We start from the raw sequence: 14413 nt of genomic DNA on the forward strand, positions 1-14413 counted from the left end.
TTGCCGGGAGCGGATGCGGGAGGCAAATGCGGAAGGCAAGACAAAAGGACGCGGCACCGGGCCGCGTCGAAAGCCAGTCTGCACGTGGGGGTGGCGCGGCACGCGGCGGCTTCGCCGCCGTGCCGCTGGGGGCGCGAGGCCCGCGCCGATGCGGCCATGTCCGCGTGCTTCGCACGACCGGACACGCTGGAGCATTCAGGGAGAGAAGCCATGAGCAACCGGCGCGATGACGATTTCCGCATCCGTCCCAGTGCCACGAAGAACCGGGGCCAGGGCTTCATCGCCAAGGTGCTCAAGCAGGCCGGCAAGGCCAGCAGCGGCAAGTCCTCGGTGCGTCGCCCTGCAACGGCTGGCGGCGGTAAGACCACCGGCCAGCGGCCCGGCTCGCGCCTGGGGCGCGGGCATACGGCGGCGCGCTTCGCGGGCGCGAAGCTCACGCCCATGTCGCGGCGCGTAACCATCAAGACCTTGCTGGTCAACCAGCAGCGGGCCAGCCCGCAGTCGCTCGCCAAGCACCTGCGGTACGTCGAGCGTGACGGCGTGGGCCGCGACGGCGAGCCCGGCCGAGCCTATGGGCCGCAGACCGACGCCGCCGACCTCGACGCCTTCAAGGAACGCTGCGCCGATGACCGGCACCACTTCCGCTTCATCGTCTCGCCCGAGGATGGCGCCGAGCTGGAAGACCTGCGCACCTACACGCGGCACCTCATGGGTCGCATGGAAGCCGACCTGGGCACGCGGCTGGAATGGGTGGCGGTCGATCACTGGAACACCGACAACCCGCACACCCACCTGATCGTGCGCGGGCGCGACGACACGGGCAAAGACCTCATCATCGCGGGCGACTACATCGCCGATGGCTTCCGGCATCGCGCTGCCGAGCTGGCGACCGAATGGCTGGGGCCGCGCACCGAGCTGGAGATCCAGCAGACCTTGCAGCGCGAGGTGGAGCAGGAACGGTGGACAAGCCTGGATCGCACTCTGAAGCGCGAGCTTGGCGACGACGGCCAAGTGCAGATTGAACGCTTCAACGAACCGCGGCTGCAACGCCAGCGCCTGCTGCTGATCGGCCGCCTGCAGCGTTTACAGCGCCTGGGCCTGGTCGATGAAGTGCAGCCCGGCACCTGGGCCGTCCATGCCGATGCGGAGAAGACCTTGCGCGCCCTGGGCGAGCGCGGCGACATCATCCGTACCATGCAGCGGGCCATGAGCGGCCAGCCGCGCGAGCTGGCTGTTTTCGAGCCGGGCGATGATGGCCGCACTGTCGTCGGGCGTGTCGCCGCCAAGGGACTGTCCGACGAGCTGCACGACCGGGGCTATCTGGTCATCGATGGCGTGGACGGCAAGGCCCACTACGTCGCACTGAATGCCCGCGACGAGCTGGCGAACTATCCGGCCGGCGCCGTGGTGGAGGTGAAGGGATCGGCCGACGTGCGCGCCGCCGACAGGAACGTCGCCGCCTTGGCGAGCGGTGGCCTGTACCGCACCGACCATCACCTTGCCATCGCCCAGGGCCAGGCCGTGCCTGGCCGCGATCCGCAAGAGGTGGTGGCAACCCACGTTCGCCGGCTGGAAGCCCTGCGCCGCGCCGGCATCGTGGAACGAGTGGCCGAGGGTCTATGGAAGGTGCCAGACGACCTGCCCGAACGTGGTCGCCAGTACGACGCGCAGCGTTTGGGCGGCGTCGCTGTGGAGCTGAAATCGCACTTGCCCATCGAGCGGCAGGCCCGCGTGATCGGGGCCACCTGGCTCGACCAGCAACTGATCGGCGGCGGCTCGGGCCTGGGCGACCTGGGCTTTGGCAGCGAGGCCAAGCAGGCGATGCAGCAGCGCGCCGACTTCCTGACCGAACAGGGACTGGCCGAGCGGCGCGGGCAGCGTGTGATCCTCGCCCGGAATCTGCTGGGCACGCTGCGCAACCGGGAGGTGGCGCAGGCTGCCAAGGACATTGCTGCCGACACCGGCCTGGAGCATCGCCCGGCGGCGGACGGCCAGCGCGTGGCGGGCATCTATCGCCGCAGCGTCATGCTTGCCAGTGGCCGCTACGCAATGCTGGATGACGGCATGGGATTCAGCCTGGTGCCATGGAGGCCGGTGATCGAGCAGCGGCTGGGGCAGCAGCTTGCGGCGACGGTGCGCGGTAGCGGGGTGTCATGGGAAATCGGGCGGCAGCGGGGGCCAGCAATCTAGTGTTGTGAGTTAGGGACGCTCTTCACGAATCAAACTTCAGTGCCTACATGCCTTGGGCTCTCGACAAGCCAAGGGCCACATGGACGCAAGGTGACGGCAGGCCTTGGAGCAACCCAGCGTGGGGATGGCCTGCGATGTTCATACAGGCAGGCGCATCGGGATTTTGAGATAGCGCATCCCGTTGGATTCGGCTTCGGGCCACCGGCCCGCGCGGATGTTGACCTGAATTGAAGGCAGCAGCAGCGCGGGCGCTGCCAGCGTCGCGTCACGGCATTGGCGCATGGCCACGAACTCATTCACGCTCACACCGTCGTGAACGTGCACGTTACGTGCGCGCTCCTCGGCGACCGTGCTTTCCCAGGCGTAGCTGTCGCGCCCGGGTGCCTTGTAATCGTGGCACATGAACAGACGGGTCTCGGGGGGCAGTGCGAGCAGTTTCTGGATGGATTGGTACAGGGTGCGGGCACTTCCGCCCGGGAAATCGGCGCGCGCAGTGCCGTAGTCCGGCATGAACAAGGTGTCGCCCACGAACACGGCATCGCCCACGCGGTAGGACAGACAGGCAGGCGTGTGGCCTGGGGTGTGCAGCACGTCCACCGTCAAATCGCCGATGCTCAAGGTCTCGCCATCGCGTAGCAGGCGATCGAACTCTCCTCCGTCGCCGGACACGTCGTCCAAGTTGAACACTGGCCGGAAGATGGCTTGCACGTCGCGGATGTGCTCCCCGATGGCCACCCGTGCGCCTGTGCGCGCCTTGAGGTACGGGGCCGCGCTCAGATGATCCGCATGGGCATGGGTCTCCAGGATCCACGCCACCTCCAGCGCCTGGCCCGCTGCCGCGGCCAGCACTTGGTCAGCCGATGTGGTGGACACCTTGCCGCTGCGGTGGTCATAGTCGAGCACCGGGTCGATCACGGCGGCTTGCCGCGTCGCGGGGTCGGACACCAGATAGGTCACGGTGTTCGTGGCTTCGTCGAAAAACGCCTGGATCTGCGCAGCGGATTGCATGGGAAGTGTCCTGCCTTGGAGGGGATGCCTTGACTTTATATTAGAAAATGCTAAATTAGTAAACATTGAAATAAACGTTGCCATGAAGCTCAACAAGAAGGATCGATCTTTCATGCAGGACGGCGCGGCCAACGCCGCGGCCATGCTGCGTGCGGTCGGCAATGAACATCGCTTGCTCATCCTGTGCCTGCTGATCGAGCACGGGGAGATGACCGTCGGCGCCCTGCTTGAGGACGTGGCATTGAGCCAGTCCGCCTTGTCCCAGCACCTGGCCAGGATGCGCGAGGACGGCCTGGTGGCCTATAGGCGCGAGTCGCAGACCCTGCACTACCGGATTGAAAACCCGGACGTGGCCAAGCTCATCGCCACGCTCAAGACCCTTTTCTGCCCTTGATCCATCAACGGAGGCCATCCCCATGCCCCTGAAACCCATCTCGCCCCAAGACGCCCGCGAACTCCTGAGCCGGGGCGCCGTCCTGGTGGACATCCGCGCGGCGGACGAACATGCCCGCGAGCGCATCGCGCAGGCGCGCCATGTGCCCATGGATCGCCTGCAAGCCGGCAGCCTGCCGCTGGCCGGCGCTTCGGCTGTCATCTTCCATTGCCGTTCGGGCCACCGGACGCAGGTCAATGCGTCGGCGCTGAAGGCATGCGCCGCCTGCGACGCCTACGCCCTCGAAGGCGGGCTGGACGCCTGGAAAAAGGCGGGGCTGCCCATCGTGGCCGATGTATCGCAGCCGCTGGAACTGCAGCGGCAGGTACAGATTGCCGCAGGGTCTTTGATTGTGCTGGGTGCGGTACTCGGCGTCACGGTATCGCCTTGGTTCCATGCGCTCTCGGGCTTCGTGGGGGCGGGGCTCGTTTTCGCTGGCGCCTCGGGGTTTTGTGGGCTGGCGCGTGTGCTGACGCGCATGCCCTGGAACCGCAACGCGCTGGCCGGATGAGCGAAGTCGCCAACGCCCAGCGCTGCCCAAGTTCACTTTTGTTGGATTAATTCAGGAGAAACCATGAAACTCAATGTCGGCGGTATCGACCGCATTCTTCGCATCGTCGTCGGGCTCGTGCTCATCGCACTGGCCGCCACAGGCGCAGTGGGCTGGTGGGGCTGGCTGGGCATTATTCCGCTCCTGACGGGGGTGGTGCGCTTTTGCCCGCTGTATTCGCTGGTCGGGCTCAATACCTGTCCACTGAAGACCGGCAAATAGGCGTCGGGTCACAGTCAGGGCAGCAATTTTCTGCAACGGTGGACAGAATAGTGTTGTGAGCGCGTCCCGCAGCAGGGGCTTTCGATAGGTTGGTGAAGTCTCTTTAGGCAGAGATTCCCCTGACTACTTGAGTCAAAAGCTTGGCCAAAGGTTGGCGCGCCAGAATGTTCTATTTTTCTGATCCAGGGTTACTTTGATCCTGAGAAATAGATGCGCATCTTGATCGTTGAAGACTCCGAAACGCTGTCTGAGGCCTTGAATCGCAGTCTCAAGACCGAGGGCTACGCTTGCGATATTGCAGCGGACGGCCAGGCTGCGCTGCAATTTCTCCAAAGCTACCGCTACGACGCGATCATTCTGGATTTGATGCTGCCTCGTGTGGACGGCTTCGGAGTATTGCGGGCGTTGGGCGGCGATGCCGGAACGGCCCCTGTGCTGGTGCTTTCGGCGCGGGAACAACTCGATGACCGGGTGCGCGCGCTGGATGCGGGCGCGGATGACTACCTGACCAAGCCCTTTGAACTGGCGGAACTGCTGGCCCGGCTGCGCGCCCTGGTACGGCGCCCGGCGCAGCGCGATACGCCCGTTTTGCGCCATGGCGAACTGACCGTCGATCCGCGCTCGCGCACGGCGCGCTGGCGCGGCGATGACCTGAAGCTCACGCCCAAGGAATACGGATGCCTGGAGTTGTTGCTGCGCCGGCAGGGCGCGGTGCTGTCACGCGCACAAATTTTTGAGCACCTGTACGACAGCAGCAGCGATGCATCGGACAAAGTGGTGGAGGTCATCGTCAGTACCTTGCGCACCAAGCTTGCACAGTGCGGCCTGGATGAGTTGATCGTGACCCGGCGGGGTTTTGGGTACGTGCTGGCGTGAGCCGTGAGGACATGCGCATGAAGCCGTTTCTCGCTCCATCCAAAGATACGGCCTGGTCACTGCATCGGCGTCTGGCTGTGGGCCTGGTCTTGTGCATAGGCGGCACCTTCGCCGCCGTATTCCCGGTGTTGGATCGCCTGATCGACCGGGCGATCTACCAGCAAATGGATCTCACGCTTTCGCAGCGTGCCGCTGCCGTCGGGCGCGTACTGCAAGAACCTGATCCGCAGCAGCTCGAACGCCTGATGCCCGAATACGAGCCGGGCGGGCACACCGAGTTCTTCACCGTCTTCAACGAAGACAACGGCCAGGCCGTGTTGCGCTCGCCCAGCAGCGCGGGTGCCACACTTCCAGTGGGACTGGCGGCGCAAGGCACGCCGCGCTATTACGACGTGACGCTGCCCGACGGTCACGCAGGCCGTGCGCTCGCCACCCATGTGGCATTGCATGGCAGCCAGAACCGGCTATTGGTGGTGGCAACGGAGCGCGAGGGGTGGGATCAGACCGAGCGGCGCGTCCACTTTGCGTTGCTCATCGGCATCGCTTTGGCAACCTTGCTGGCAACCGGATCGGCGCTGCTCCTGGTACAGCGCGTCATCGTGGTGTTGCGCCGCACGGGTGCCGCGGCGGCGCGCCTGAATGCAGACCAGCCCATGCAACCGCTGGGCGGCGACTTGCCGCGTGAACTCAAGCCCTTTGCCGATGCCTTCAACCTGGGCCTGCACCACCTGTACACCGCCATCGAACGTGAGCGCCAATTCTCGCGCGACGTGGCGCACGAACTGCGCACCCCTCTGGCGGAAATCCGCACCAGCGCCGAAAGCGCACTGATCGCGGGCGACCCCACCCAGGCCCAGCACAGCCTGGGCGCCGCTGTGAGCGCTACCGCACGCATGCAACGCAGCGTGGACACCTTGCTGCTGCTGGCCCGGCTCGAATCCGGACAACACACACAGGCGCCCGATCCGCTCGATATGGCAGGGTTGGTGCGCGAACTGCTGGCCGCGTTGGCGGGAATACAGGCGCGCCGCGGGCTGACCATGCAGACCGATCTGCCGCCATCGGCCTGGGTGCAGGGCGATCTGGGCGTGATCGAACGAATCCTCTCCAACTTGCTGCGCAACGCCATGGAGTACGCACCCGATGGCGATGCGATCACCTGCCGCCTGGAGCGAGGCGATGCGGGCTGGCTTCTTTCCATCGGCAATGCCGCGCCCGATCTTCATGAAGACGACCTCGAACACCTCGGCCACCGCTTCTGGCGCAAGCAATCCGAAGGCGGCACCGCACACCATGCAGGGCTGGGATTGGCCCTAGCGTTCGCCCTGGCGCGAGCCATCGATCTGCCGCTGCGCTTCAGCCTGCAGGATGGCAGGTTGACCGCATGGCTGGGCCCCTGGGCCGCGCTGGTGTAAACCTACGGCGCCGCGCCAAAAATCGCGCCGACACCCGCCGTCATGGCCATGGCCAAGGTGCCCCACAGCGTTACCCGGGACGCGCTTTTGACTACGGAAGCGCCGCCTATCCTCGCGGCCAAGACGCCCAGCAGCGCCAGAAAGAATATGGCGGTGACAACCGTCCATGAGAGCAAGGATGGCCTCGGTGCCAGCATCACGACACCGAGTGGCAGAACCGCGCCGACGGCAAAGCTGGCGGCGGAGGCGAGCGCTGCCTGCAGTGGCTTGGCGCTGAGCGCTTCCGAGATACCCAGCTCATCGCGGGCATGTGCCCCCAGCGCATCGTGGGCCATCAATTGCGATGCGACGGTACTGGCCAGGGAGGGCTCGATCCCACGCCGGGTGTAAATGGCCGTCAGTTCCCGATGTTCGGCCTCGGGGTCTTCCGTCAGCTCACGATGTTCCCGCGCCAGGTCGGCCTTCTCCGTGTCTGCCTGAGAAAAGACCGACACGTATTCTCCGGCCGCCATGGACATGGCGCCGGCGACCAGCCCGGCCACCGCGGTTGTCATGATGCTGGCGTGACTGGCCTGCGCCGCTGCGACGCCTACCACCAGGCTAGCAGTGGAAATGATCCCATCGTTGGCGCCCAGGACGGCGGCGCGCAGCCAGCCGATGTGTTCCGTGCGGTGGCGTTCGCGGTGCATGAACTTCATGGGAATCCTCTGTTTCTCGGGTTTCTTATTGGGAGCCGTGCCCCGGCAGCATGCGCACAAACGTGTTGTCGTGGATGACGTAGTGGTGCAGCAGCGCCGCCGCCGCATGCAATCCAATCAACGCATAGCCCGCCGTGGCCAGTGTTTCGTGCAGATCCTTCAAGGGATGCGCAAGCGCTTCGTTCGTGCCCGTCAGCAGGGGCAGCGCAAAGCCGAACAGGTTGACCGGCTTGCCTGCCGTGCTCAATGCCAGCCAACCCAGCAGCGGCGCGGCAATCATCAGTGCATACAGCGCGACGTGCATGAGCCGCGCCAGCAAGGCCGGCCACCGGGGCATGGGCGGCTCGATGGGCGGCGCGGCGCCTGCCACCCAGCGCACGCACAGCCTCACCACCACCAACGCCAGGACGGACAGGCCCAGCACGAAATGGAGGGATTTCATATTCGCGCGCAATTCGCTGCCCTTGGGCGCGAAGCCGCGCAGTTCCATGCAGGCATAAACCGCAGCGAGAAGCACCAGCATCAGCCAGTGCAAGGCTATGACAGAAGTGCCATAGCGGTTTCTAGAGTTCTTGAGTATCAATTCACTTTCTCCGACACATTGATTCGATCGACACACGCGAAGCAATGCTGAGGACGCCGCACCTTGTGTGCGTATTGCACGTGTTCTCGCGTCACTCTGGCAGCTCAAGCTTTGGGCAAGCTTTGAGCGAATAAATAAATTTCAATCAAAGCTTGCCCAAAGCTTGGGCTGCAAGCATGTGGCGGTTTATCACCGCAGCAGATCGAACCGCATGCTTGGTATGTCCCCCAATACAGCGCCGCCCGAAGGCGCGCCGCAGAAAAAACATCAGCGCTTCGCCATCCCTGGTGTTGCCGCCGCCATGGTCTTGGCAGTTGCTGCGGGTGCGGGCTGGTGGATGCTTTCACGCCCCGCAAAGGAGTCAGCGGCGGAAACGCCCGCCACGGCCCCCGCCGCTGACGGACACATCACATTGGGCGTGGCGCAACAGCGCGCGCTCGGGGTGGCAACGGCGGCGGCGGACACCGCCACGCAATTGCCGGTGCCTGGCCTGCCCGCGCAAGCCGCAGCGCCGCTGGCCGCCAGCGCGCAGGTCAGCGCGCCCTACGCGGGCGTGGTCACGCGCATCCTGGTCGATGAAGGGGCTCTTGTCCGGCAAGGCCAGCCCCTGGCGCGCATCCAGAGCCGTGACGTGCTGGCCGCGCAGGGCGAACTGGCCCGCGCGCGCAGCGAGGCCACGGCGGCGGCGCTGCAAGCCAAGCGCGATGCGGCCTTGCTGACCGAGGGCATCATCCCCGCCGCTCGCAACGAGCAGTCGCAGGCGCGCGCGCAGGCCACGCAAAGCACGCTGCACCAGGCCACGGGCGCGCTGGCGCAATTGCGTCCTGTGACGGGCGGGCAGGCGGGCGAATACGAGCTGCTGGCGCCGATGGCGGGCCAGGTCGTGCGGCGGCACCTGATGCCGGGGCAGTCGGTGGCTGCGCTTGAAGCCGCCTTCGTGGTGGCCGAGGCGGGCCGCATGGACGTGAACTTCACCGCGCCGCTGCGCCTGCGCAGCGACATCAAGCCCGGCCTGCCCGTGGGCCTGCCCGATGGCAAGGTGGCCAAGGTGGTGGCGGTGGGCGCGGATGCCGACCCCGCCAGCCAGAGCCTGCGCGTGCGCGCCGGCATCGAAGGGCAGACGGCGCTCGCTGTGGGTCAGCAATTCAGCGTGAGCCTGCTGCTGCCCGCGCCTGCGGGCGCATTGGCCGTGCCGCCGTCGGCCTTGCTGCCCGCCGGGCAGAGGCATGTTCTGTATGTGGCGAGCTATGCGGCGGGCGGAGAGAAGGGGGCGATCCGCGTCCGCGCCGTAGCCGTGCAGTTGCTGGGCGGGGACGAAGCCGTCAGCGTAGTGGTGCCCGATTCCAAGGGCGGCCCTGCCTTGCTGATGAGCGGTGAGCAGGTCGTCACGCACGGCACGGCGCTGCTCAAGTCCATGCTGCCGCTGCAGTGAGGGGGCCGGGCATGCTCTCTCGTCTCATCGAGTTTTCCTTGCGCCAGCGGCTGCTGGTGCTGCTGGCCGTGCTTGCCCTCGCGGGCGCGGGCGTGGCCTCGTTCCTGCAACTGCCGATCGACGCCTACCCGGACATCTCGCCCACGCAGGTCAAGCTGATCCTGAAAGTGCCGGGCATGACGCCCGAAGAGGTCGAATCGCGTGTCATCGCACCGCTGGAGATGGAGCTGCTGGGCGTGCCGCGCGGCGTGATGCTGCGCTCCACGGCCAAGTACGCCATCGCCGACATCACGCTGGACTTTGCCGAGGGCAGCGACATCTACTGGGCGCGCCAGCAGGTGGCCGAGCGCTACGCTGCCGTCGCGGGCAGCCTGCCCGAGGGCGTGAGTGGCGGGCTGGCGCCGATCTCCACGCCGCTGTCGGACGTGTTCATGTTCACCATCGAGGGCGGCCCGCTGTCCTTGAGCGAGCGGCGCACCCTGTTGGACTGGACGCTGCGCCCCGCCTTGCGCACGCTGCCCGGCGTGGCCGACATCAACGTGCTGGGCGGCCAGGCCGCCAGCTTTGCTGTGGTGCCAGACCGCGCACGCCTGTCCGCCGCCGGGATGAGCTTCGCCGACGTGGTGACGGCCGTCAGCCGCAACAACCGCAACGACGGCGCAGGCCGCCTGGACGCGGGAGAGAACGCGCTGATCGTGCGCTCGGAAGGCGCGATCCGCAGCGCGGAGGATCTGTCGCGCGTCGTGCTGCGCGCCGCCACGGCCAGCGCGCCTGCCGTGCGCGTGGGCGATGTGGCCGCCGTGCGCATGGAGGGGCTGACCCGCTACGGCGCCGTCAGCCGTGACGGCCAGGGCGAGGCGGTAGAGGGCATCGTCGTGGCGCTGCGCGGCGCTGATGCCTCGACGCTGGTGAAGGCAATCCGCGCGCGCCTGGATGAACTCGCGCCCAGCCTGCCGCCGGGCGTGAAGGTGGTGCCCTTCTACGACCGCAGCACGCTCATCCAGCGCGCGGTGGGCACGGTGGAAAGCGCGCTGATCGAAGCGACGGTGCTGGTCGTCGTGCTGCTGCTGCTTTTCCTGGGCGAGATGCGCGCGGCGCTGGTGGTCGCGCTGATGGTGCCGCTGGCCGCACTGGGCACCTTCCTGCTGATGCGCATCGCGGGCATGAGCGCCAACCTGATGAGCCTGGGCGGGCTGGCCATCGCCATCGGCATGCTGGTCGATGCCGCCGTGGTGGTGGTGGAAAACGCCGTCAGCCGCCTCGATCCGCACGCTCATGGGGAAGGCGGCGCGCAACTGCCGCGCCTGCACCGCGTGTTCGCCGCCGCGCGCGAGGTGGCCCTGCCCGTGGCCTCGGGCATCCTCATCATCTGCCTGACCTTCGTGCCGCTGCTGACCTTGCAGGGGCTGGAAGGCAAGCTGTTCGCGCCCGTGGCGCTGACCATCGTGTTCGCGCTGGGCGTCTCACTGCTGCTGTCGCTCACGCTGGTGCCGGTGCTGTCGTCGCTACTGCTCAAGGCGCATGCGCACCGCGAGCCCTGGGTGATGCGCGGCGCGCTGCGCCTGTACCGCCCGGTGCTGGATGCCGCGCTGGCCCACCCGCTGCGGGCCACAGCCGTGGCGCTGGCGGCCCTGGTGCTGGGCGTGGTGGCCTACCTGGGCACCGGCAAGGCCTTCATGCCGACGATGGACGAGGGCGACATCCTGCTGCAGTTGCAGAAGCCGCCCTCCATCGGGCTGAACCGCTCGCGCGACATCGACCTGGCCGTGCAGAAAGCCATCCTGGCCAAAGTGCCCGAAGTGCAGCACAGCATCGCCCGCGTCGGCTCGGACGAACTGGGGCTTGATCCCATGGGCCTGAACGAAACCGATATGTTCATGCAACTCGGCGACCGCAAGACATGGCGCATGGACAAGGAAGCGCTGGGCGAAGAAATCCGCAAGGTGATGGCGGCCTTCCCCGGCCTGGACTTCGGCTTCACCCAGCCCATCGAGATGCGCGTCTCCGAAATGCTCACCGGCAGCCGTGGCGACGTGGCCATCAAGCTCTTCGGCCCCGACCTGAACACCCTGGGCGAACTGGCCGTGCGCGTTGCGGCCAGCGTCGAGAAAGTGCCCGGCGCGCGCGACGTGCTGACGCAGGCCAGCGACCACGTCGAGTACCTGCAGGTGAAGGTGGATGCACAAGCTGCGGGCCGTGCAGGCCTGGCGGTAACGGCCGTGCAGGACGAGTTGCGCGCGCAGCTCGAAGGCGTGCCAGCGGGCATGGTCATCGAAGCCAACCGGCGCACGCCCATCGTCGTGCGCGGCGATGCGCAACTGCGCGGCTCGGCCGAGCGCTTCAAGGACTTGCGGCTGGCCCGCAGCGGCTCAGCCGGCTCCGGCGACGCTGGCGACATTCCCCTTACATCACTGGCCGCCATCACCACCACCCAAGGCCCGGTGCTGGTGCGGCGCGAGAGCGGCTCGCGCTTCGCGTTGATCCAGTCCATGGTGAGCGGGCGCGATCTGGTGGGCTTTGTGGAGGAAGCCCGCGCCGCCGTGGCGCGCGACGTCCCCCTGCCCGCAGGCTACCGGCTGGAATGGGGCGGCCAGTTCGAGAACCAGCAGCGCGCGGCTGCCCGCCTGGGGCTGGTGGTGCCGGTGTCGCTGGCGATGATCTTCTTCGTGTTGTTCATGACCTTCGGCTCCGTGCGTCAGGCGGTGCTGATCCTGGGCAACGTGCCCTTCGCCCTGGTCGGCGGCATGGCCGCGCTGTGGGTGTCGGGGCAGTACCTGTCGGTGCCCGCATCGGTGGGCTTCATCGCCCTGCTGGGCATCGCCGTGCTCAACGGGCTGGTGCTGGTCACGCACTTCAACCATCTGCACGCGCTGGGCCTGCCCATGGAGCAGGTGGTGCGAGAAGGCTCGCTGCGCCGCCTGCGCCCGGTGCTGATGACCGCTTCCATCACCGCCTTCGGCCTGGTGCCCCTGTTGCTGTCCACCGGGCCGGGCTCGGAGATCCAGCGCCCGCTGGCCATCGTGGTGATCGGCGGGCTGGTCAGCTCCACCGCGCTCACGTTGGTGCTGCTGCCGGTGCTGTACCGGCGCTTTGGGCAATTGACAACAAAAGGAGCCGCCGCATGAGTGCGCCGCACAGCACCGAATGGGTGCGCCTGAACCTGGTGTTCCCCCCTGCGCTGGAAGACGCCGTGACGGACGCCCTGATGGCTGATCCGACGCTGCCCGGCTTCACGCTGCTGCACGCCGAGGGGCACAGCAGCGACTTCGCACACGCCTCCATCCGCGAGCAGGTGCGTGGCCGCGTTGACCGGCGCGTGCTGTGGGTCGTGATCGAGCGCGAGCGCGTGGATGGCCTGCTGGCCGCGCTGCGCCAGCGGATTGCATCCAGCGACGTGCGCTGGTGGATGGAGCCTGTCATGGCAATGGGGCGGCTGGTATGAAGTTTCTCTCCCCTTGCGCGGCAGCGGTGCTGGCCTGCATCCCCTGGTGGGCGCTGGCGCAGGAACCAGCGCCCCAATGGCTCCCCCCGCCCGATCAAGTTCACGCCACCCTGCAGGCGCAACCCACCGTGCGCGCGGCGGCCGAGCGCTTGCAGGCCGCAGCGGCTACCCAGCGCGCCCTGGAGGTGGGCAGCCACGAATTCCAGGCCAATTCGGGTCTCCAGCGCCGCAACGTGACCACCGAGCAGCGCCGCTACAACGAATGGGAATTGGGCATCAGCCGCACGATCCGCCTACCGGGAAAGGCCCGGCTGGATCGAGAAATCGGCAGCAGCACCCGCAGCGTGGCTGAGCTGCGCCTGGAAGATGCCGAACACCAAGTCGCCCGCCGCCTGCTCGATGCCTGGATGGGCTGGTTGCGCAGCAGCGCCGTGGCCGAAGAGACGGCGGCGCAGGATCAACTGCTTTCCCGCGAACGCGACGCCCTGGCCCGCCGCGTGACCCTCGGTGATGCGGCACGGCGCGAGATGGACGTGCTGGACGCCGAGCGCGCCACCCAGGCCGCGCAGGCCCTGATGGCGCGCGACGCCGCACTGGCGGCGCGACAAACCCTGGCCCTGGGGTTCCCCGAGATCACCGTGCCCCCCGCCTTGCCAGCGCTGCCCGAGCCGCAGGAGCTGCCTGACGGCCCGCAGGCCTGGCAGGCGCGCATCGTCCGGGAAAGCGCCGAGATCGCGATTGCCAACGGCGAAACCACGCGCCTGTTCAAGGTGGCCGAACGCACGCGCGCCGAGCGCACGCCCGACCCGACCGTGGGCGTGCGCGTCCTGTCTGATCGCGGCGGCACCGAGCGCGTCGTGGGCGTGGTGCTCTCCATTCCCTTCGGCACGGACTACCGCAGCGCCCGAGCCGCCACGGAGAGCGCCAACGCCGCAGCCGCCGAAGCCGAGGCAGCCGATGTGCGGCGCGCCATCGAGCAAGGCGCGTGGCTGGCCGTCCAAGCCGCGCAAAGCAAGCGCGCGCAATGGCAATCGCACCAGCAGGCGCTGGCTGCACAGGTCGCCGCCAACACCCGCACGCGCCGGGCCTGGGAACTGGGCGAGGCCCCGCTCGGCGAATACCTGCTGTCCCTGCGCAGCCTACGGCAGGCCCGCCTGGCGGAAACACAGGCGCGGGTGGATGCGCTGCAAGCGGCGATGCTGGTGCGCATCGATGCGCATGCGATGTGGCACTCGGAGGGTGAAGGCCATGGTGAAAACAGTGCTCACGCGGTTTCGCCATGACGGAGGGCGCGTCGGCTCAATCACCGAAAGTCGCATCCCGAAATTCCGGGGCCAGCAGAGATCATTCAGGTGAGATGAGAGCACCGTCTGCAGCACACATCATGCTTAAACCACATTGATGGTGAGCCAAGGAGGAAGGAATGGAGCTAAGACTGCGCAGCTTTCTTGCCGTGGCCGAAGAGCTTCATTTCGCGCGTGCAGCCGAGAGACTTCATGTGGAGCAACCTGCGTGTTGCGAGCGAAGACCGCTATATCGGTCGAGTCGGCGGGAGGTGCCATCG

General features: G+C 67.1%; 13 protein-coding genes and 1 pseudogene. 11 read left to right on the forward strand and 3 right to left on the reverse strand.

The genetic code is table 11. From position 1 onward, the window contains the following. Positions 1-210 precede the first annotated feature (210 nt). On the forward strand, positions 211-2190 hold the full coding sequence (locus ACUZUJ_RS14470) for a relaxase/mobilization nuclease domain-containing protein (RefSeq protein WP_104656797.1): 1980 nt from the start codon (positions 211-213) through the stop codon (positions 2188-2190). A gap of 138 nt (positions 2191-2328) precedes the next feature. Here the strand turns inward: ACUZUJ_RS14470 and ACUZUJ_RS14475 are convergent, their stop codons facing one another. Then, positions 2329-3198, reverse strand: coding sequence for an MBL fold metallo-hydrolase (locus tag ACUZUJ_RS14475; RefSeq protein WP_104656796.1), 870 nt, complete (start codon positions 3196-3198; stop codon positions 2329-2331). An 82-nt stretch (positions 3199-3280) separates the two neighbouring features. Between ACUZUJ_RS14475 and ACUZUJ_RS14480 the strand changes: the two genes are divergently transcribed. The 5 genes from ACUZUJ_RS14480 to ACUZUJ_RS14500 all read left to right on the forward strand — a co-directional run bounded on the left by ACUZUJ_RS14480 (position 3281) and on the right by ACUZUJ_RS14500 (position 6694). Continuing rightward, complete coding sequence (locus ACUZUJ_RS14480; protein WP_104656795.1) at positions 3281-3592, forward strand: ArsR/SmtB family transcription factor; 312 nt, start codon at positions 3281-3283, stop codon at positions 3590-3592. A gap of 22 nt (positions 3593-3614) precedes the next feature. Further along, positions 3615-4142 (forward strand): rhodanese family protein, encoded by a 528-nt coding sequence (locus ACUZUJ_RS14485; protein ID WP_104656794.1) that lies wholly within the window; start codon positions 3615-3617, stop codon positions 4140-4142. Positions 4143-4205: 63 nt separating this feature from the next. Then, positions 4206-4403, forward strand: coding sequence for a YgaP family membrane protein (locus ACUZUJ_RS14490; RefSeq protein ID WP_104656793.1), 198 nt, complete (start codon positions 4206-4208; stop codon positions 4401-4403). A 210-nt stretch (positions 4404-4613) separates the two neighbouring features. Next, positions 4614-5279 carry a response regulator transcription factor gene (locus tag ACUZUJ_RS14495; RefSeq protein WP_104656792.1) on the forward strand — a complete coding sequence of 222 codons (666 nt, stop codon included), beginning with the start codon at positions 4614-4616 and terminating at the stop codon, positions 5277-5279. A gap of 17 nt (positions 5280-5296) precedes the next feature. Then, entirely contained in the window at positions 5297-6694 is a 1398-nt protein-coding gene (locus ACUZUJ_RS14500; RefSeq protein WP_104656912.1) for a sensor histidine kinase, read from the forward strand. A gap of 2 nt (positions 6695-6696) precedes the next feature. Here ACUZUJ_RS14500 and ACUZUJ_RS14505 read toward each other — a convergent pair whose 3' ends face one another. Beyond that, the gene (locus tag ACUZUJ_RS14505) at positions 6697-7392 is read right to left on the reverse strand and encodes a VIT1/CCC1 transporter family protein (protein WP_104656791.1); all 696 of its coding nucleotides are present in this window, start codon (positions 7390-7392) and stop codon (positions 6697-6699) included. A 25-nt stretch (positions 7393-7417) separates the two neighbouring features. Beyond that, positions 7418-7915 carry a cytochrome b gene (locus ACUZUJ_RS14510; protein WP_478446222.1) on the reverse strand — a complete coding sequence of 166 codons (498 nt, stop codon included), beginning with the start codon at positions 7913-7915 and terminating at the stop codon, positions 7418-7420. A gap of 280 nt (positions 7916-8195) precedes the next feature. Here ACUZUJ_RS14510 and ACUZUJ_RS14515 point away from each other — a divergent pair, with 280 nt between their 5' ends. The 5 genes and pseudogenes from ACUZUJ_RS14515 to ACUZUJ_RS14535 form a co-directional block, all read left to right on the forward strand. Next, positions 8196-9407 carry an efflux RND transporter periplasmic adaptor subunit gene (locus ACUZUJ_RS14515; RefSeq protein WP_197622091.1) on the forward strand — a complete coding sequence of 404 codons (1212 nt, stop codon included), beginning with the start codon at positions 8196-8198 and terminating at the stop codon, positions 9405-9407. Between the two features lie 11 nt (positions 9408-9418). Next, a complete protein-coding gene (locus ACUZUJ_RS14520; RefSeq protein WP_104656788.1) occupies positions 9419-12532 on the forward strand; it encodes an efflux RND transporter permease subunit in 3114 nt (1037 codons plus the stop codon). Continuing rightward, the gene (locus ACUZUJ_RS14525) at positions 12529-12849 is read left to right on the forward strand and encodes a DUF3240 family protein (protein ID WP_104656787.1); all 321 of its coding nucleotides are present in this window, start codon (positions 12529-12531) and stop codon (positions 12847-12849) included. The genes ACUZUJ_RS14520 and ACUZUJ_RS14525 overlap by 4 nt, the downstream gene beginning before the upstream one ends. A gap of 26 nt (positions 12850-12875) precedes the next feature. Beyond that, positions 12876-14132 carry a TolC family protein gene (locus ACUZUJ_RS14530; RefSeq protein ID WP_478446223.1) on the forward strand — a complete coding sequence of 419 codons (1257 nt, stop codon included), beginning with the start codon at positions 12876-12878 and terminating at the stop codon, positions 14130-14132. Positions 14133-14272: 140 nt separating this feature from the next. Further along, a pseudogene (locus tag ACUZUJ_RS14535) lies at positions 14273-14326 on the forward strand (hypothetical protein); the annotation flags it as partial. Positions 14327-14413 lie beyond the last annotated feature (87 nt).

This window comes from Stenotrophomonas sp. S4 (assembly GCF_054187805.2).

Bases quoted from the DNA above. Each gene is read 5' to 3' on its own strand.
- ACUZUJ_RS14520 (WP_104656788.1), top strand. From the start codon at position 9,419: ATGCTCTCTCGTCTCATCGAGTTTTCCTTGCGCCAGCGGCTGCTGGTG.
- ACUZUJ_RS14495 (WP_104656792.1), top strand. From the start codon at position 4,614: ATGCGCATCTTGATCGTTGAAGACTCCGAAACGCTGTCTGAGGCCTTG.
- ACUZUJ_RS14515 (WP_197622091.1), top strand. From the start codon at position 8,196: ATGTCCCCCAATACAGCGCCGCCCGAAGGCGCGCCGCAGAAAAAACAT.
- ACUZUJ_RS14510 (WP_478446222.1), bottom strand. From the start codon at position 7,915: ATGCTGGTGCTTCTCGCTGCGGTTTATGCCTGCATGGAACTGCGCGGC.
- ACUZUJ_RS14505 (WP_104656791.1), bottom strand. From the start codon at position 7,392: ATGAAGTTCATGCACCGCGAACGCCACCGCACGGAACACATCGGCTGG.
- ACUZUJ_RS14490 (WP_104656793.1), top strand. From the start codon at position 4,206: ATGAAACTCAATGTCGGCGGTATCGACCGCATTCTTCGCATCGTCGTC.
- ACUZUJ_RS14470 (WP_104656797.1), top strand. From the start codon at position 211: ATGAGCAACCGGCGCGATGACGATTTCCGCATCCGTCCCAGTGCCACG.
- ACUZUJ_RS14480 (WP_104656795.1), top strand. From the start codon at position 3,281: ATGAAGCTCAACAAGAAGGATCGATCTTTCATGCAGGACGGCGCGGCC.
- ACUZUJ_RS14485 (WP_104656794.1), top strand. From the start codon at position 3,615: ATGCCCCTGAAACCCATCTCGCCCCAAGACGCCCGCGAACTCCTGAGC.
- ACUZUJ_RS14525 (WP_104656787.1), top strand. From the start codon at position 12,529: ATGAGTGCGCCGCACAGCACCGAATGGGTGCGCCTGAACCTGGTGTTC.
- ACUZUJ_RS14475 (WP_104656796.1), bottom strand. From the start codon at position 3,198: ATGCAATCCGCTGCGCAGATCCAGGCGTTTTTCGACGAAGCCACGAAC.
- ACUZUJ_RS14500 (WP_104656912.1), top strand. From the start codon at position 5,297: ATGAAGCCGTTTCTCGCTCCATCCAAAGATACGGCCTGGTCACTGCAT.